The 15984-nt window shown below is 72.6% G+C and carries 21 protein-coding genes; 18 read left to right on the forward strand and 3 right to left on the reverse strand.

Translation table 11 applies throughout. The features are described from left to right. The first annotated feature begins 18 nt into the window (after positions 1 to 18). Genes rpmB through rpmF form a run of 6 tightly spaced genes read left to right on the forward strand, consistent with a single transcriptional unit; the run spans position 19 to position 1384 of the window. Complete coding sequence (gene rpmB / locus ASG53_RS00295; RefSeq protein WP_056127005.1) at positions 19 to 255, forward strand: 50S ribosomal protein L28; 237 nt, start codon at positions 19 to 21, stop codon at positions 253 to 255. A 10-nt stretch (positions 256 to 265) separates the two neighbouring features. Next, a complete protein-coding gene (gene rpmG / locus ASG53_RS00300) occupies positions 266 to 436 on the forward strand; it encodes a 50S ribosomal protein L33 (RefSeq protein ID WP_056127007.1) in 171 nt (56 codons plus the stop codon). Position 437: 1 nt separating this feature from the next. Next, positions 438 to 743: a 30S ribosomal protein S14 gene (rpsN, locus tag ASG53_RS00305; protein ID WP_056127009.1), complete on the forward strand. Its 306-nt coding sequence runs from the start codon at positions 438 to 440 to the stop codon at positions 741 to 743. A 25-nt stretch (positions 744 to 768) separates the two neighbouring features. Then, on the forward strand, positions 769 to 1080 hold the full coding sequence (locus ASG53_RS00310) for a type B 50S ribosomal protein L31 (RefSeq protein ID WP_056127011.1): 312 nt from the start codon (positions 769 to 771) through the stop codon (positions 1078 to 1080). After that, entirely contained in the window at positions 1077 to 1199 is a 123-nt protein-coding gene (gene ykgO / locus ASG53_RS00315) for a type B 50S ribosomal protein L36 (protein ID WP_056127013.1), read from the forward strand. Before ASG53_RS00310 ends, ykgO begins: the two co-directional genes overlap by 4 nt. Further along, positions 1199 to 1384, forward strand: coding sequence for a 50S ribosomal protein L32 (rpmF, locus tag ASG53_RS00320; RefSeq protein ID WP_056127014.1), 186 nt, complete (start codon positions 1199 to 1201; stop codon positions 1382 to 1384). The genes ykgO and rpmF overlap by 1 nt, the downstream gene beginning before the upstream one ends. Positions 1385 to 1448: 64 nt before the next feature. Here the strand turns inward: rpmF and ASG53_RS00325 are convergent, their stop codons facing one another. Continuing rightward, a complete protein-coding gene (locus ASG53_RS00325; protein WP_056127016.1) occupies positions 1449 to 1730 on the reverse strand; it encodes a helix-turn-helix domain-containing protein in 282 nt (93 codons plus the stop codon). Between the two features lie 79 nt (positions 1731 to 1809). Here ASG53_RS00325 and map point away from each other — a divergent pair, with 79 nt between their 5' ends. The 3 genes from map (at position 1810) to ASG53_RS00340 (ending at position 4084) form a co-directional block, all read left to right on the forward strand. Beyond that, on the forward strand, positions 1810 to 2580 hold the full coding sequence (map, locus tag ASG53_RS00330; RefSeq protein WP_056127018.1) for a type I methionyl aminopeptidase: 771 nt from the start codon (positions 1810 to 1812) through the stop codon (positions 2578 to 2580). Positions 2581 to 2728: 148 nt separating this feature from the next. Further along, on the forward strand, positions 2729 to 3226 hold the full coding sequence (locus ASG53_RS00335) for a DoxX family protein (RefSeq protein WP_156382614.1): 498 nt from the start codon (positions 2729 to 2731) through the stop codon (positions 3224 to 3226). Between the two features lie 120 nt (positions 3227 to 3346). Continuing rightward, entirely contained in the window at positions 3347 to 4084 is a 738-nt protein-coding gene (locus ASG53_RS00340) for a hypothetical protein (RefSeq protein WP_056127021.1), read from the forward strand. A 107-nt stretch (positions 4085 to 4191) separates the two neighbouring features. On the opposite strand, the gene ASG53_RS00345 is transcribed toward ASG53_RS00340, so the two are convergent. Next, on the reverse strand, positions 4192 to 5229 hold the full coding sequence (locus ASG53_RS00345; RefSeq protein ID WP_056127023.1) for a LacI family DNA-binding transcriptional regulator: 1038 nt from the start codon (positions 5227 to 5229) through the stop codon (positions 4192 to 4194). Positions 5230 to 5257: 28 nt separating this feature from the next. Between ASG53_RS00345 and ASG53_RS00350 the strand changes: the two genes are divergently transcribed. From ASG53_RS00350 to ASG53_RS00365, 4 genes are all read left to right on the forward strand, one after another. Beyond that, positions 5258 to 5527, forward strand: a complete 270-nt coding sequence (locus tag ASG53_RS00350; protein ID WP_235533769.1) for a LacI family DNA-binding transcriptional regulator — start codon at positions 5258 to 5260, stop codon at positions 5525 to 5527. Beyond that, a complete protein-coding gene (locus ASG53_RS00355; protein ID WP_056127025.1) occupies positions 5524 to 6819 on the forward strand; it encodes an MFS transporter in 1296 nt (431 codons plus the stop codon). The genes ASG53_RS00350 and ASG53_RS00355 overlap by 4 nt, the downstream gene beginning before the upstream one ends. Positions 6820 to 6923: 104 nt before the next feature. Next, positions 6924 to 7391 carry an ATP-binding protein gene (locus ASG53_RS00360; RefSeq protein ID WP_056127027.1) on the forward strand — a complete coding sequence of 156 codons (468 nt, stop codon included), beginning with the start codon at positions 6924 to 6926 and terminating at the stop codon, positions 7389 to 7391. Between the two features lie 150 nt (positions 7392 to 7541). Further along, entirely contained in the window at positions 7542 to 8384 is an 843-nt protein-coding gene (locus ASG53_RS00365) for an AraC family transcriptional regulator (protein WP_056127029.1), read from the forward strand. A 40-nt stretch (positions 8385 to 8424) separates the two neighbouring features. On the opposite strand, the gene ASG53_RS00370 is transcribed toward ASG53_RS00365, so the two are convergent. Continuing rightward, on the reverse strand, positions 8425 to 8664 hold the full coding sequence (locus ASG53_RS00370; RefSeq protein ID WP_056127030.1) for a hypothetical protein: 240 nt from the start codon (positions 8662 to 8664) through the stop codon (positions 8425 to 8427). Positions 8665 to 8852: 188 nt separating this feature from the next. Between ASG53_RS00370 and ASG53_RS00375 the strand changes: the two genes are divergently transcribed. From ASG53_RS00375 to ASG53_RS00395, 5 genes are read left to right on the forward strand one after another with little or no spacing between them, the layout of a single operon-like run. Then, positions 8853 to 9953 carry an ABC transporter substrate-binding protein gene (locus tag ASG53_RS00375; protein WP_056127032.1) on the forward strand — a complete coding sequence of 367 codons (1101 nt, stop codon included), beginning with the start codon at positions 8853 to 8855 and terminating at the stop codon, positions 9951 to 9953. Next, on the forward strand, positions 9950 to 11110 hold the full coding sequence (locus ASG53_RS00380) for a FecCD family ABC transporter permease (RefSeq protein ID WP_235533771.1): 1161 nt from the start codon (positions 9950 to 9952) through the stop codon (positions 11108 to 11110). The genes ASG53_RS00375 and ASG53_RS00380 overlap by 4 nt, the downstream gene beginning before the upstream one ends. Continuing rightward, complete coding sequence (locus ASG53_RS00385; protein ID WP_082543675.1) at positions 11107 to 12270, forward strand: FecCD family ABC transporter permease; 1164 nt, start codon at positions 11107 to 11109, stop codon at positions 12268 to 12270. The genes ASG53_RS00380 and ASG53_RS00385 overlap by 4 nt, the downstream gene beginning before the upstream one ends. Then, on the forward strand, positions 12267 to 14075 hold the full coding sequence (locus ASG53_RS00390; protein WP_056127035.1) for an ABC transporter transmembrane domain-containing protein: 1809 nt from the start codon (positions 12267 to 12269) through the stop codon (positions 14073 to 14075). The genes ASG53_RS00385 and ASG53_RS00390 overlap by 4 nt, the downstream gene beginning before the upstream one ends. After that, complete coding sequence (locus ASG53_RS00395) at positions 14068 to 15960, forward strand: ABC transporter ATP-binding protein (protein ID WP_056127037.1); 1893 nt, start codon at positions 14068 to 14070, stop codon at positions 15958 to 15960. Before ASG53_RS00390 ends, ASG53_RS00395 begins: the two co-directional genes overlap by 8 nt. Positions 15961 to 15984 lie beyond the last annotated feature (24 nt).

Here is a 15984-nt window from a genome sequence, read left to right on the forward strand (position 1 = left end):
CCCGTCGGAAGAAGACCCATGTCAGCCGTCTGTCAGGTCCTTGGCACCCAGCCCGGATTCGGGCACTCGATCTCCCACTCGCACGTGCGCACCAAGCGTCGGTTCAACCCGAACATCCAGAAGAAGAGGTTCTGGGTCCCCTCGCTCGGACGCACCGTCACCCTGCGGGTCAGCACCCGCGGGCTCAAGACCATCGACAAGCTCGGCATCGACGTCGTCGCTGCCCGCATCCTCGCCCGCGGCGAGAAGATCTAGGAGGCCTCCCATGGCAACCAAGCGCGCAGACCTCAGGCCCGTCATCAAGCTCCGCTCGACGGCAGGTACCGGCTTCACCTACGTGACGAAGAAGAACCGTCGCACCAGCCCGGACCGCCTCGTGCTGACCAAGTTCGACCCTGTCGTCCGCCAGCACGTCCCCTTCCGCGAGGAGCGCTGACATGGCGAAGACCTCGAAGGTCGCCAAGAACGAGCAGCGTCGCGTGGTCGTGGAGCGCTACGCCGAGCGTCGCGCCGAGCTCAAGCGGGTCATCGCCGCACCCAGCACGGCGCCCGCCGAGCGGGCCGCCGCGGTCGACGAGCTCGCCCGCCAGCCGCGCGACGCGAGCGCCACCCGGCTGCGCAACCGCGACGTCGTCGACGGCCGACCCCGCGGGTACCACCGCGTCTTCGGCCTCTCACGTATCAGGCTGCGCGAGATGGCGCACCGCGGCGAGCTCCCCGGAGTCACCAAGTCCAGCTGGTAGACACCCCCACCACAGGAGAACCACCATGAAGACCGGGATCCACCCCGACTACCACCCCGTGGTCTACCGAGACGCCTCGGCCGACTTCGCCTTCCTCACCCGCTCGACCGCGACCCCTGCGGCGACGGTCGTGTGGGAGGACGGGAACACCTACCCCGTCATCGACGTCGAGGTCTCGAGCGCGAGCCACCCCTTCTACACGGGCAACGCCCGCGTGGTCGACACCGCAGGCCGCGTCGAGAAGTTCCGTCGCCGCTACGGCCAGACGGCCCCGCAGGCTGAGCCCGTGCAGGCCGAGCCCGCGAAGACCGCCGTGCCCGGCGAGGCAGCCCGATGAAGGTCCGTGCGTCGCTGCGCTCGCTCAAGAGCAAGGACGGCTCGATCGTCGTCAGGCGTCGCGGCAAGACCTTCGTCATCAACAAGAAGAACCCGCGCTGGAAGGGCAGGCAGGGCTGATGGCCGTCCCGAAGCGGAAGATGTCACGCTCGAACACCCGCGCACGACGCTCTCAGTGGAAGGCCACGCCTGTCGCGCTCGTGCCGATCCAGGTCGACGGGGCGACCGTCGAGGTCCCGCGGATCCTGGTCAAGGCTGTGCACCGCGGCCTCGTCGACCCGGAGACGCTCGCGCGCCTGCGCTGACGGGGAGTGCTGACGGGCCGTGCTGACGGGCCGTGCGGTCTCGCCCCCGACCTGACTCGCTCGGCTACGCCGGCCTGGCCTCGACCAGGTCGGCGTCGTCGCGCGACGGCCTGATCTGCGCCCACACCTCGTCGAGAGACAGCCCGAGCACGTCGGCGATCGCGGCGATGGTCGGGAAGGCCGGGGTGGCGACCCGGCCGGACTCGATCTTGCGGAGGGTCTCGGGCGAGACGCGCGCGTCTAGTGCAGTCTGGAGCATTGAGCGCTCACCTCGTGCGCGGCGCAGCAGGGCGCCCAGGCGCTGCCCGCGCTCGATCTCGTCGGGGGTGAGCGGGAGTCTGACCATGGTCCCGATAGTAATACCGGGATGACATGGCCGGTATAGTTATTGGCGAACGCCGCCCACGACCCACGAAGGACACCCCATGATCGAGATCCTCACCCCCGCCGAGGTCGCCAAGGGGCGGGAGACCGGCGCCCTCGTCGGGCACATCCTGCACACCCTCAAGGGGCGCGCCGTGGTGGGCACCAACCTGCTGGACATCGACCGCTGGGCCAAGGAGATGATCCTCGGTGCGGGTGCCGTGTCCTGCTACGTCGACTACGCGCCGTCCTTCGGCCGCGGGCCCTTCGGCCACTACATCTGCACGGCGGTCAACGACGCCGTGCTGCACGGTCTGCCGCACGACTACACCCTCGCCGACGGCGACCTGCTCACCCTCGACCTCGCGGTCCTGCTCGACGGCATCGCGGCCGACGCCGCCATCAGCTTCGTCGTCGGCCAGACCCAGCCCGCGGAGAGCCTCGCGCTCATCGACGCGACCGAGCGGGCACTCGCCGCAGGCATCGCCGCCGCGAACCCCGGCGCACGCATCGGTGACATCTCCCACGCGATCGGCACGGTCCTCGAGGCGGCCGGCTACCCGGTGAACACCGAGTTCGGCGGCCACGGCATCGGCTCGACCATGCACCAGGACCCGCACGTCGTGAACACCGGCCGTCCCGGCCGCGGCTTCACGCTGCGACCCGGTCTGCTGCTCGCCCTCGAGCCGTGGGTCATGGCCGACACCGACGTGCTGGTGACCGACCCCGACGGCTGGACTCTGCGCAGCGCGACAGGTGCCCGCACGGCCCACACCGAGCACACCGTCGCGATCACCGAGGACGGCGCGGAGATCCTCACGCTGCCGCGGTAAGACGTCAGGCGGGTCGGGGCGAGCACGAGCCCGCCCTGGCAGGTGCCGGTGGACGGGGCAGCGTGCGGCAGTGCTGCGGCTGCCTCGGCCCGCAGCGGTGTCGTCCCACGAGCGGCGGGCTGCCCCGACGCGACCTAGTGTGAAGAGCATGCCCAAGCCGTTGCAGCTCGTCATCGCCGCCCGTGTCGTCCGCCGGCTCCGCCGCAGCCGCTCGGACGCGGCCGGGCAGGCTGCCGCGCCGCGCGGTCCCAGCCACCTCCCCGCGCTGTCTCTCGCGGCGACGCTCGCCGCGACCGGCGCGCTGCACCTCGCGAAGCCGGGTCCCTACGACCGCCTGATCCCCAAGGCCCTCGGCAGGCCTCGCCCGTGGACCATAGGCAGCGGCGTCGCCGAGCTCGTCTGCGCGGCGTCCCTCGTGCACCCCGCGACCCGCCGCGTCGGCTCGCTCGCGACGGCCGGGCTCGTCGTCACGGTGTTCCCCGGGAACATCACCGCGGCGCTGAAGGCCCGCCGTTCCCGCATCCGCTCGGGCGCCGAGCGTCCGGGTACCCGCGAGATCGTCGCGTGGGCCCGTCTGCCCTTCCAGCTCCCGCTGCTCGCCTGGGCGCTGGCGGCCGGACGGTCGGTGGGACCTCGCGAGAGCTGAGCGTCTTCCCCGGGTGATAGACGACCGCACGCCGGTCGGGGTGGGCGCGTCAGGCAGCCGTCCACAGGATCGGCGCGCCGTGCCCGCCGGACCTCCCGATCGGGTCGATAGCTTCTGACCGTGACGACACCGGGGGGCGCACCGCACGAGACCGACGACCGACCGTCGAGACGACGGTGGGTCACCGGACCGCGGATCACCGCCGTCGTGCTCCTGCTGGTCGTCGTGACGATCATCGTGAGCGAGCGCCCGCGGCCCGGGGTCTTCTACGACATCGTCTGGGCCCGGGTCCAGGGCATAGGCGACCTGGTCGACTGGGGTAAGACCTTCGAGAACCGGCAGCTCGCGGCCGACCTGGCACGCGAGGCGGCCGGGTGGTCTGGTGTGAGACGGGTGGGGTGGCCGGACGTCCAGGGGGTCGACGGAGACATGGCTATTTTGGACACCCAGGTCGCGACGTTCACCGTGGTCGTCGACCCCGAGGGCGGATCGGTCGAGCAGCTGGCCCGGAAGGCCTTCGACCAGTCGCTGGCCGCCGCCGAGGCTGGTGTCCGCCTCGACGTGACGCTGCAGGTCGACGACGTCACTCTCGTCGTCTCGGAAACGGCAGGCCGGGACCTCGACGAGGCGGTCGACATCGTCCAGGAGATCCGCGAGGACCCCAGGTTCGGGCAGGCGAGGGTCTCCCTGGCCTCCTTCCCGTCGGCCTTCGAGGACCCTGAGGCGTTCTTCTCCGTGACTGCTCGCACTGTCGAGGTGGACGACGTCGAGCACGCCGGAGCTGAGCTCTGCGACCACGTGGAGGCGGTGAGACCGGCGGCCCAGCGCTGCTTCGTCGGCGGACCGGGCAAGGGCTGACCTGCCCGGAGACTCGTCCGAGCCGTCCCCTCCCAGACCTGTCTATCCGACGTGCCTGACCGGCTGCTGGTCGCCCGCTCTCTGCAGGGTCCCGCTCTCTGCAGGCTCTACGCCGAACCTCGCGCCACGAGGTAGGGCTCGACGGTCCGTCTGGGCCGGCCGCCGGCCCCGGCTCCCGGCGCTGCCGCACCGCGCGGACCTCCGATGTCCCTCTCGCGCGACGCCGGTGGCCGGTCACCGGTCAGCAGAGCATCCACGAGGTCCAAGGCCGCAGCGGCGATCGCCCCGCGGTCTGTCGCGGCCGTCGTGAGCTCGGGCGTCACGAGCCCGCCGACGTCGAGGCCGTCCATCCCGACGACGGCCACGTCCTGCGGCACACGCCGCCCGGCCTTCGCCATCTCCTTCATCGCGCCGATCGCGAGCACGTCGTTGAAGGCGAGCACGGCGTCGAGCGGGACGCCCCGGTCGAGCAGCTCGGCCGCCGCGGCGATCCCGCCGTCGTGGGACTCCTCGACGCGGACCTCGGACTGCTCGGACCAGGGGAGGCCGGCCTCCGTGAGGAAGGCCCTGTAGGCGAGGCAGCGGGTCGAGGGCTCCGGACCGGAGTCGATCATCGCGATCGACCTCCGCCCTGTCGCGACGAGGTGGGCGAGCGCGGCGCGCACACCGGCCTCGTGGTCGATCCAGACCGTGGCGTCGCCGACGGTCTCGTCGGGGTTGTCAATCGAGACGAAGGGCACGCCGACGTCGGCCGTCGCGCCCGCAGGCAGGCAGCCGACGAGCGCGTCGACACGGCGCAGGAGCGGTGAGAGCCGGGCGTCCCGGTCGGTCCCGTACCCCACGTCGCACAAGATGAGCCCCCACCCGCGGGCCGCGGCCGCCCGGCTCAGCTCGGAGGCGAGCTCGGCGTAGTAGGGGTTGCGCAGGCTCTCGACGAGCAGCCCGATCGTGGTCCCCGACCCCTTGACGAGGCTCTGTGCGGCACGGTTCGGCCTGTAGCCGAGGAGCTGCGCGGCTGCGACGACGCGTTCCCGCGTCGCCGGGGCGATGTCGGCCATGTCGTTGAGCGCCCGGGTGACGGTCTGGCGGGACACCCCGGCCTCGCGCGCGACGTCGAGGATGGTCGGCGTGCGGGGTGTGGTCACGTCCCCAGGGTAGTGCTAGCGTCGTCCCGTGAACGTTCACGGTGGGATGCAGCGCGACGACGAGGAGACGATGATGGCCGACGAGACGGCACGGAAGGCGACGATCCGCGACGTCGCGGCCGCCGCCGGGGTCTCGGCCCAGACGGTGTCGAGGGTCATCAACTCCTCGACGCACGTGAACCCGGGGACACGAGCCCAGGTCACGCGCGCCATCGCCGAGCTCGGCTTCACCCCGGACGTGGGCGCCCAGAACCTCGCCCGGCTCAAGCGCTCAGCCTCTGTAGGGTCGACCCCGTGAGCTCACGCACCGCCGCCGGGACCCGCCCCGCCCGTCCCCCCGTGCCCGAGGTGGCCCGACGCGCACGTGTCGCCGTCGCCGTCCTCTTTTTCACCAACGGTGCGCTCTTCGCCAACCTGCTGCCCAGGTACCCCGAGATCAAGGCCGGCCTCGACCTCTCCAACGGGGGCTTCGGCGCGGCCGTCGCGGCCTTCCCGCTCGGGGCTCTCGTCGCAGGGCTCTCGGCAGGTGCGCTCATCCGGCGGTTCGGCTCGGCCCGCGTCGCCGTCGGGGCGACCCTCGTGGCGACCGTCGGGTTCGTGGGGGCCGGTGCCGCGTCGGTCTGGGCCGTGCTCGCCGCCGCGCTCTTCGTCGCGGGCGCGATGGACGCGATCACCGACGTCGCCCAGAACTCGCACGGGCTCAGGGTCCAGCGGCTGTACGGCCGGTCGATCCTCAACTCCTTCCACGCCGTGTGGAGCATGGGTGCCGTGATCGGCGGCATCATGGGCGCAGCCCTCGCCGAGGCAGGGCTGTCGACCACGGTCCACATGGTCGTCTCCTCGGTGGTCTTCGGCATCGCCGCGCTGCTGGCCTACAGGTGGTTGCTGCGCGGCCCCGAGCCCGGTCCCGAGCCTGACGACGAGACCGCGGCAGACGCCGCAGCCGTGGGCGCGCTCGAGCCCACGACCGACCAGCAGCACCGCACCACCTCACGTGTCTCGCCCTCCTTCGTGCTCCGCTGGGGCACGCTCCTGGCCCTCACGGTCATCGCCGCGTCGGGCGGCATCGTCGAAGACGCAGGCTCGTCGTGGGCCGCGATCTACCTCTCGGGGACCTTCGAGTCGACGGCCTTCGTCGCGAGCCTCGGGTTCATCGCGCTGCAGGGCATGCAGTTCGTCGGTCGGCTGCTGGGCGACGGGCTCGTCGACAGGTTCGGGCAGCGTGCCGTCGCCCGGTCGGGCGGGGCGATCGTCCTGGTCGGGACCGGTGCCGCGCTCGCCTGGCCGACCACGGTCGGGACGATCGTCGGCTTCGGGCTGGCGGGCTTCGGGGTCGCGACGCTCATCCCCGCGGCGATGGACGCCGCCGACAGGCTGCCAGGCTTCGCGCCGGGCACCGGGCTGACCATCGTCACGTGGTTGCTGCGGCTCGGGTTCCTCGCCTCGCCGCCGGTCGTCGGGGCTGTCGCCGACGCGAGCTCGCTGCGCGTCGGGCTGCTCGTGCTGCCGCTCTCCGGCCTCTTCGTGGTGGTCTTCGCCCAGGTGCTCTCGACGCGGCGCCGCACGACCGAGGGTTCGGCCGAGGTGTAGCCCGGAGCCCCGACTCCCGAGCCCGGTGCGGCGAGGTGTGCTGGGCGCCACACCGTGGGATTATCGTGAGGCCCAGCCGAACTGTGTCCCGGAGGTCTCGCCCGATGGTCTTCGTCCCAGCAGCGCGCCCGCCACAGCACTACGAGCTCGTCCACGAGTGGACCCTCGAGTCCCCGTCGGACGTCAGCAGGCTGCGCTCGGAGATCGCCGAGCGCGCGATCGCGACGGGCGACTGGGACCCCGACGCCCCCGAGGTGCTCGACAGGCTGGTCCTGGTCTGCAGCGAGCTGTCGTCCAACGCGCTGATCCACGCGCGCCCACCGGTGTGCGCGAGCCTGCAGGCGTCTCCGTCGAGGTTCCTCGTGGACGTCTCCGACGACGTGCTGGGGACCTCGCCGGTGCTGGCGCAGCAGCCAGAGGAGGGCGGCCTCGGGCTCGCTCTCACGTCCGCCCTCGCCTCGTCGTCGGGCTGGTACGTCGAGGGTGGCCGCAAGCACGTGTGGGCCACGTTCATCAAGCGGGCCGGTGCTGCGCGGGCGCCCGTCGAGAAGGTGGACGTCAGCCGGCTCTGACCGGGCCGGAGGTCGTCCGACGGCCCCGACCCCTTCGAATCGTCGGCGCCACGCTCGGCGCCGCGCTCGCCGCCTGCGGACTGCGCGCCGGGCGAGCACGCGCTGGCGCTAGGTTGGTCTGATGGCACCCCAGGACCGTCGGCGACGCACGTGAGCTCGTACCGTCAGGCCGACTGGGACGCGGCGGTCGTGCACCCGTCGACCGTCAGGCCGCCGTACCTCATGAGCACGGGCGTCGTGGTCGCCGACCAGGGTGCCTCGCGCCCGCTCGCCTCGCCGCACAGCCACCCCGAGGCGATGCTCGCGTGGTGCTACCGCGGGACCGTGTGGGTCTACCTGCAGGACGCGGCCTGGCGCCTCGCCCCAGGCCAGGGCATCTGGGTCCCGCCGAGCACGCCGCACACCTCCCGCCACGATCGCGGCTCGACGGGGTGCTACACCTACCTACCCGACCCTGTGCTGGCCGCGCCCGTCACCGAGATCACCCGGGTCCTGGTCCCACGCGCCGTCCAGGAGATGCTGCTGCACCTCGGGTCTGACGACATGGACGACGGCCTGCGCGTCCGGATCCAGTCGGTGCTCGTCGAGATGCTCCAGCAGCCCTCGCAGACCGCCGCCGACGGGTGGGGCGAGGTCCCGCTCCCGACGGACGACCGCGTGGCGGTCCTCGTCCAGGCGGTGCTCGCCGACCCCGGGGACACGCGCAGCGCCCGCGAGCTCTTCGACGCGCACGGCCTGCACGAGCGGACCGTGCTGCGGGTGTTCCAGCGCGACATCGGCACGAGCTTCGCCCGGTGGCGCACCGGGGTGCGACTGACCCAGGCGGCGCGGCTGATCGTCGACGGCACCCCCGTCGGGGTCGCCGCGCACAGGTCCGGCTACGCCACGACGAGCGCCTTCTCGGCCGCGTTCAAGGAGCACTTCGGCCTGACCCCGCGCCAGCACGTCGCCCGCGTGCAGGCAGACCCGGCCCACCACCTGTACTGGCGCTGAGGGGGGGCGGGCTGAGGCCCGCGTCGCAGGTGAGGCGGGCTCACGCCCCGGTCAGGGTCCGGACCAGGAGCGGGACGAAGAAGGCCGCGAAGAGTGCGACGAAGGCCCAGTCGGTGAGCCCGAGGTCCTTGACGACCATCCGGAGCCTCCCGCTCCACGTCGCGGGCTCCGCGCCGTCGGCTCGTGCTCGCGCGAGCGTCTGCCGCCAGGAGCCTGCGGCGACAGCCCAGGCGAGCACGACGAGCACTGCCCACTGAGCTGGCAGCGGCCACGAGTCCATCGTCTGTCCTCTTCCGGTTCCGGGGGCGTGCCTCTGTGTCGGAGACGCGACACAAGTCGTCGGCCTGGCGACACTCGGCGCACCAAGACCGCCCTAGCATCATCCTTGTTAGGTGAGGGTTACCTAACTACGGCGGTGATGTCGCCTCTCGACGTCGCGCCACCCTCCCACTCTTTGCAAGGAGAACCATGCTGCACGCTCTCGCGCGCCCGAAGACCACTCAGGGGCGCCACGCCCCTCGGGGGTCCGGGCTCGTCGCCCTGGCCCTCGCCGCCGCCGTCACCCTGGCGGGCTGCGGCACCGCCGGTGCCGACGCCGCGTCGTCCGACGCACCGGCGACCACGGCCGCCACCACGACCGACGGGGTCGTCGTCGAGCACGCCCACGGGTCGACGACCATCGCCGAGAAGCCCGAGCGGATCGTCGCGCTCGGCTGGATGACCCCGGACATCGTGGCGGCCCTCGGGGTCAACCCCGTCGGGATCGAGAAGGTCTGGGGTGCTGGCGAGAGCGGCTTCCAGCCCTGGTTCGAAGAGTTCGTGACCGCTGAGTTCGGCGAGATGCCCGAGATCATCCCCTACACCGACGACGGCCCGAACTACGAGGCCATCAAGGCCCTCGAGCCCGACCTCATCCTCGGCCTCTACTCGGGCATCACCGACGTCGAGTACGAGCGGCTGACCGAGATCGCCCCGACGGTGCCGTACATCGAGCGCGCCTGGGACCCGAGCACCTGGCAGGACATGACCCGCACCGTCGGCAAGGCGATGTGGGCCGACGAGAAGGCTGAAGAGCTCGTCGCCGAGACCGAGGGTGACATCGCCGCCCTCGCCGACGAGCACCCCGAGTTCGACGGCAAGACCTTCGTCTGGGGCCTCACCCTCAACGAGGGCGGGACGGATCTCGGCGTCTACCTGGAGTACGACCCCCGCGTGCGCATCACCGAGGCGCTCGGCTTCACCTCGACCTCCGCGATGGACGGGTTCCTCTCGACCGCCGAGGGTGACAACTGGTACACGGGCGTGAGCCTCGAGAACCTCTACGACGTCCAGGCCGACCTCTTCGTGGCGTGGGGCGCCAGCGCCTCCGAGGGGACGTACACCGTCGAGAACCCGATCGTCTCCCGCTGGGAGCCGATCGCGGCCGACTCGTACGTGATCTACGCCGACGAGGCGAACGCCTCGGCGATCAGCGCCCCCACGGTCCTCTCGCTCGACTACGTGCTGCCCACCTACGTCGACGACCTCGCAGCCGCCCTGCAGGGTGAGCCGACAGTCTCGGGCAAGTGACACCTGGTCTGCACGCACCGTCCCCGTCCCCGGCCCAGCCGGGGGCGGGCGGCGGTGCCGCTGTCTCGACCAGCCTGACGGGCACCGCGACGGCCGGCCCCGCAGCTCCCGGCCCCGCAGCCCTCGACCCCGCAGCCCGCCGCAGCCACGTCCAGCGCCGCACCGCTGTGCTCGGCGTCGGGCTGCTCGTCGCCGCCGTGGTGCTGGTCCTCGCCGTGATCACGTCGCTCGCCGTCGGGGCCCGCGCGATCGACCCCACGACAGTCGTGCGCGCCCTCGTCTCCTACGACGACGCCGACCCGTTGCACCTCATGGTCCGTGAGCTGCGCGTCCCCAGGACCGTGCTCGCGGTCGTCGTGGGCGCGGCCCTCGCCGTCTGCGGGGCGCTCATCCAGGCCTTCACGCGCAACCCTCTCGCCGACCCGGGCATCCTCGGGGTCAACGCGGGCGCCTCGCTCGCGGTGACCTTCGCCGTGGCGGTCCTCGGCCTCACGACGCCCGGCGCCTACGTGCCCTTCGCGCTGCTCGGGGCGCTCACTCTCACCGTGCTCGTCTACGTCCTCGGGTCCTTCGGGCTCTCCGGCGCGACACCCATGAAGCTAACGCTCGCGGGGGTCGCCCTCGGCGCGACGTGCACGGGCTTCACCACGGCGCTCGTCCTGCACGACCGCTCGACCCTGCAGGTGATGAGGTTCTGGAGCGTCGGCTCCGTCGGCGGCCACACGATCGACCAGCTCTTCTGGGCCCTCCCGCTGATCGCCGCGGGGCTCGTCCTCGCTCTCGTGTCGGCCCGCTCCCTCAACGCCCTGGCCCTCGGCGACGACCTCGCCCAGTCGCTCGGCACCCGGGTCGCCGCCACCCGCGTCGTCGTGATCGTCGCGGTGACCCTCCTCGCGGGGACCAGCGTCGCGGCGGCCGGCCCGATCGCCTTCGTCGGCATCATGATCCCGCACACCGTGCGCTGGTTCACCGGCCCCGACCAGCGCTGGGTCCTCCTCTACTCGATGCTCGTCGGCCCGACCTTCCTGCTGCTCGCCGACGTCCTCGGACGTGTCGTGCTGCCGACCGGCGAGCTCCGCGTCGGCATCGTCACCGGGCTCCTCGGCGCGCCTGTCCTCGTCGCGCTCGTGCGCCGCAAGCAGGTGAGCGGGCTGTGAGCGCACCGCACGAGTCCGTCGAGCGCACGGCCGCTGATCGACCGGCCTCTGATCACACGGCCGCCGGCCGCAAGCCGTCCGCCAGACCGACCACCAATCTCCCGACCACCGACCTACCGACCGTCGACTTCGGCCGTCGTCTGCTGCGCCTCGACACCCGGCGCCTCGGGCTCCTCGTCCCGGTCCGCACCCTCGTCGTCTGCGCCGTGCTGGTCGTCGTGATCCTCGTCGTCGGGGTCGCGTCCATGACCATCGGTGCCTACGACCTCGGCCTCGGTGCCGTGCTGCGCGCCGTCTTCGACCCGGCCTCGGACCCCGACGCCCGGCAGGTGGTCGTCGAGTGGCGCCTCCCGCGGGTGCTCTTCGCGGTGCTCTGCGGCGCGGCCCTCGCGCTCTCGGGCGGGATCTTCCAGTCGCTGACCCGCAATCCCCTCGGCTCCCCGGACATCATCGGCTTCGGCGTCGGGGCCCAGTTCGGCGTGACCCTCGTGATGATCGTCCTGGGGCACAACACCTACGGCTACAAGGCTGCCGGTGCGATCGTCGGTGGGCTCGTCACGGCGCTGCTCGTCTACGCCCTCGCGACCAAGGGGACGCTGTCCTCGTTCAGGCTCATCATCGTCGGGATCGGCGTCTCGGCGGGGCTCGGCTCCCTCACGTCGTGGATCCTCGTGTCGGTCAGCGTCGAGCAGGCCATGATGGCCGCCACCTGGGGGGCCGGGTCTCTCGCCTCCCTCGGCTTCGACCAGCTGGTCCCGGCCGCGGTGGTGCTCGGCGTGACTGTGCTCGTCGCCGTGCCGCTCCACCGCACGCTCCCCGTCCTCGAGATGGGCGACGACGCCGCGACAGCCCTCGGCATCTCCCCGGGACGGACCCGCTTCGCCGCGATGATCGTCGGGGTCATGCTCGTCGCCCTGGTCACCGCTGCGGCCGGGCCGATCTCCTTCATCGCCCTCGCCGCCCCGCAGATCTGCCAGCGCCTGACCCGGTCGAGCACCCCGATGGCGACCACCTCGGTCATGCTCACCGGGGCCGCTCTCGTGGTGGTCTCCGACGCGACAGCCCAGCTGCTGTCCGTCCAGGTCGGCGTGGTCACGGTCTCCGTCGGCGGTCTCTACCTCGCCTGGCTGCTCGCCCGGCAGTACAGGAACCGCACATGAGCCCGGCACCCGACGTGACCACCCCGCGCCGGCTCTTCGGTCTTGCCCTCGTCGCCGACGGGCGCGGCGGTGCGCTCGCCGCGGCGACAGCCCTGCTCGTCGTGCACGCCCTGGCCGAGGCTGCCGTGCCCGTGATGATCGGGGCGACCGTCGACCGCGCCGTCCTACCGGGCGACCCTGCCGCACTCGCGGTCTGGCTCGGCGCGCTCGTCGGGGTGTTCCTGGTCCTCACGGTCAGCTATCAGTCGGCCTCCAGGCTCATGGTGTCCGTCTACGGGTACGGGGAGCAGTCGCTGCGCCACCTCGCGCTCAGCAGGATCCTGCGCCCACGGCTCTCGGCCCACAGGCTGACACCCGGGGAGACCCTCACCTACGTCACCTCCGACACCTACCGTGTGGCGGGCGTGGCCTGGTCGGTCGCCCAGCAGTGCGCGACCCTCGCGTCGATCGTCGGTGCGAGCCTGGTCATGCTCGCCGTCTCGCCCGTCGCCACGGCTGTCGTCCTGGTGTCGACTCTTCTCACGCTGGTGGTCATGCGGGTGGTCTCCCGACCGATCGAGCGCCGCGGGTACGCCGAGCAGCGCGCCGCGACCGAGGCCGGGGCCGTCGCGGCGGACTTCATGAGTGGGTTCAGGGTGCTCGTGGGCATCGGGGCGCGCGACGAGGCCGTGCGCCGGTACGTCGCCGCGAGCGGTGCCTCCAGGGTCGCCGCGACGGCGGCCGGCCGCTCGCTCGCCGGGTACGAGGCCGTGAGCGCCACCATCGCCGCCGGGACGACCACGGTCCTCGCAGGTGCGGCGGCGTGGCTCGCCGCCGACGGGCAGATCTCGGTCGGTGAGCTCGTGACGGTCCTGGGGCTCGCGCAGCTGGTCGGGGGCGACCTGGCGTACGCGGGGTCCTTCCCGGCGAGCTGGGTCCACAAGATCGCCTCGGCCCGCCGCCTCGCGCGGCTGGTCGACGCCGAAGACCTGGTCGACGCCGCGGGCCTGGCGGTGACAGCGACCCGACGCTCGGATCTGCAGGGCGTGGCAGGCGTCGACAGCCCTGACGTCGACAGCCGTGGCATCGACGTCCGTGGCATCGACGGCTTCGCTGCCGTCGATGACAGTCCTGACGACGACGTGGTGCTCACGTTCCGCACGGGTGTGGGTACCGGTCCGGGCACCGGTGCCACCAGCACCAGCACCACAGTGCACCTCCGCCGAGGCGAGATGCTCGGTGTCAGGCCCCCGGACAGCGGCTCGGCCCGCGAGCTCTCCAGGGTCCTCGGTCTCCGCTCCCCGGTCGCGCGCGGCGACGTGACGGTCCGCGTCGACGGCACGCAGGTCGACGCGCTCGACCTCGACCCGCTCGACTACCGCCGACGGGTGGTGTCCTTCCCGCACCGCCACACGATCCCGAGCGGCACGCTCCGCGAGGCCGTGAGCGGCCACGAGGCCGGGGCGCTCCCCGAGCTCGACCTCGTCGACGCCGCCGCCCTCCACGACACCGTCCTCGAAGCCGGAGGCTGGGACGCCCAGGTCGGCGAGGGCGGCAGGCGACTCTCGGGCGGTCAGCGCCAGCGGATCGGCGTGGCCCGCGCCCTCCACACCGCCGCGGACGTCCTGGTCCTCGACGAGCCGACCTCTGCTGTGGACACAGTCACCGAGGCACGCGTCGCCCAGGCTCTCGCCCGCCAGGGTCGGACCCTCGTGGTGGTCAGCACCTCTCCGGTGCTCCTCGGTGCCTGCGACAGGGTCGTAGACCTCGAGCCGAGTCACGCCTCCGCCCCCCTGACCCGAGAGACGAGCGTCGAGCATGGCTGACCGTCCCGCCGCACCCCAGCCCACCGAGACCGCACCCTCCGGACCTCGGGCGCTCGCGACGACCCTCCCCGTCGCCGCACCCGCCCAGGTCCGCGCCGTGGTGCTCGACGCGGTCCGGCTCCGTCGCGGCCGGGCCGCAGCTGTCGCGGTGCTGTTCCTCCTCGCCTCGGCGGCCGGGCTCGTGGTCCCCGCCTGCCTCGGCGCGATCGTCGACGGCGTCACGGACGGTGCCGGCTTCCCGGTGCTCCTGCGCTGGGTGGCCGGAGCGGCGCTCGGCGCTCTCGGTGCCGCAGGGGCAGCCCTCGCGGGCGCGCGGGTGCTGACGGGCCTCGTCCAGGACGTCCTCGCGAGCCTGCGCGAGGACGTCTTCGCCTCGGCCATGCGCCTGCCCGTGGGGGTGGTCGACGACGGCGAGACCTCCGACCTGCTGTCCAGGGTCACCGGCGACGTCGACGCCGTGGCCGAGGCGGGCGGGGACGTCGCCCCGACCCTGCTGTCGGCTGGCTTCGCCGTGGTGGTCTCGGTCGGCGCGCTCACGGCGATCGACCCGTGGCTGGCGCTCGCGGGCCTGTCGTGCGCCCCCTGCTACGTGGTCGGGGCGCGGGCGTTCCTGCGGCGGTCGAGGGTCGTCTTCGGCGAGGTCAGGGTCCGCGAGGCGGCCCGCAGCCAAGCAGTCCTGGAGGCTGTCGAGGGCATGGAGACCGTGACGGCCCTCGGGGAGCAGGACCAGGCGCTCGCCCGGGTGCGGCGGCGTGCCGAGGACTCGATCCGCGGGCAGGTCGAGGGGGTGCGGCTGCGGAACAGGCTGTTCCGGTGGATCAACGGGGGAGAGGCGCTCGGTCTCGTGGCGATCCTCGCGACAGGCTTCGTGCTGTCCTCGGCAGGCTCCGTGAGCGTGGGGATGGTGACCACCGCGGCGCTCGTGTTCCACAGGTTGTTCGGACCTGTCGGGCAGCTGATCTTCGGTCTCGACGACATCCAGCGGGCGGCCATCGGCCTGGCACGCCTCGTCGGCGTGATCGAGGCGGCCGCAGACGTCCCCGCGGCCCGGCAGACCTCAGCAGATGCCGAGACCTCGCGCCAGCGTCCCCGGGGCGAGCGCCGACCGACAGGGGTCGAGCTGCGGGACGTGACCTTCCGCTACCCGACGTCCGGACGCGGCATCAGCGGCGTGACCCTGCGCGTGCACCCGGGGACGACGGTCGCCCTGGTGGGCACCTCGGGGGCGGGCAAGAGCACGATCGCCCGCGTGGTCGCCGGCCACCACGAGCCGATCTCGGGGACCGTCGCCTTCGACCACCCGACGACGCCGTACTACGTCTCGCAAGAGCTCCACGCCTTCCGCGGCAGCATCGGTGACTCGCTCCGGCTGGCTGCCCCCGAGGCCGGTGACGAGGAGGTCGTCGCCGCACTCCTCTCCGCCGGTGCGGACTGGGCGGTGCCGACGGTCGTCGCAGAGAGCGAGCGTGCCGACGAGAACGCGAGTGCGGACGACGCGGGCGGGCCCAGCACCCCAGGGGCCGGTGCAGCCCCACCGGGGACAGCGCCCCTCGACGAAGGGCGCATCCAGCAGCTGGCGATCGCCCGGGCGATCCTCGCGGACCCGGACGTGGTGATCCTCGACGAGGCGACGGCCGACGTCGGCCTGCAGCACCGCGCAGCCGTCGACGCGGCAGTCACGGCGCTGCGGCGTGACAGGACGGTGATCTTCGTGGCGCACAGGCTCCAGCAGGTCGTCACCGCGGACCTCGTCGTTGTGGTCGCCGACGGGAGGGCGGTCCAGCAGGGCACGCACGACGAGCTCCTGGCGGCCGAGGGCGCCTACAGGGAGTTCTGGCAGGCGTCTGCTGAGCCGCTCGTCGCGGAGACGCCCGCGCCCCGCTGAGGAGGCGCGGGCGGCCCGCACCGC

The sequence above is a fragment of the Sanguibacter sp. Leaf3 genome, from assembly GCF_001425965.1.
Lineage (GTDB): Bacteria > Actinomycetota > Actinomycetes > Actinomycetales > Cellulomonadaceae > Sanguibacter > Sanguibacter inulinus.

Coding starts and splice junctions, on each gene's coding strand:
- map (WP_056127018.1), top strand. CDS start 1,810: ATGATCGAGATCCTCACCCCCGCCGAGGTCGCCAAGGGGCGGGAGACC.
- ASG53_RS00390 (WP_056127035.1), top strand. CDS start 12,267: ATGAGCCCGGCACCCGACGTGACCACCCCGCGCCGGCTCTTCGGTCTT.
- ASG53_RS00310 (WP_056127011.1), top strand. CDS start 769: ATGAAGACCGGGATCCACCCCGACTACCACCCCGTGGTCTACCGAGAC.
- ASG53_RS00335 (WP_156382614.1), top strand. CDS start 2,729: ATGCCCAAGCCGTTGCAGCTCGTCATCGCCGCCCGTGTCGTCCGCCGG.
- rpmB (WP_056127005.1), top strand. CDS start 19: ATGTCAGCCGTCTGTCAGGTCCTTGGCACCCAGCCCGGATTCGGGCAC.
- ASG53_RS00395 (WP_056127037.1), top strand. CDS start 14,068: ATGGCTGACCGTCCCGCCGCACCCCAGCCCACCGAGACCGCACCCTCC.
- rpmG (WP_056127007.1), top strand. CDS start 266: ATGGCAACCAAGCGCGCAGACCTCAGGCCCGTCATCAAGCTCCGCTCG.
- rpsN (WP_056127009.1), top strand. CDS start 438: ATGGCGAAGACCTCGAAGGTCGCCAAGAACGAGCAGCGTCGCGTGGTC.
- ASG53_RS00370 (WP_056127030.1), bottom strand. CDS start 8,664: ATGGACTCGTGGCCGCTGCCAGCTCAGTGGGCAGTGCTCGTCGTGCTC.
- ASG53_RS00375 (WP_056127032.1), top strand. CDS start 8,853: ATGCTGCACGCTCTCGCGCGCCCGAAGACCACTCAGGGGCGCCACGCC.
- ykgO (WP_056127013.1), top strand. CDS start 1,077: ATGAAGGTCCGTGCGTCGCTGCGCTCGCTCAAGAGCAAGGACGGCTCG.
- rpmF (WP_056127014.1), top strand. CDS start 1,199: ATGGCCGTCCCGAAGCGGAAGATGTCACGCTCGAACACCCGCGCACGA.
- ASG53_RS00325 (WP_056127016.1), bottom strand. CDS start 1,730: ATGGTCAGACTCCCGCTCACCCCCGACGAGATCGAGCGCGGGCAGCGC.
- ASG53_RS00360 (WP_056127027.1), top strand. CDS start 6,924: ATGGTCTTCGTCCCAGCAGCGCGCCCGCCACAGCACTACGAGCTCGTC.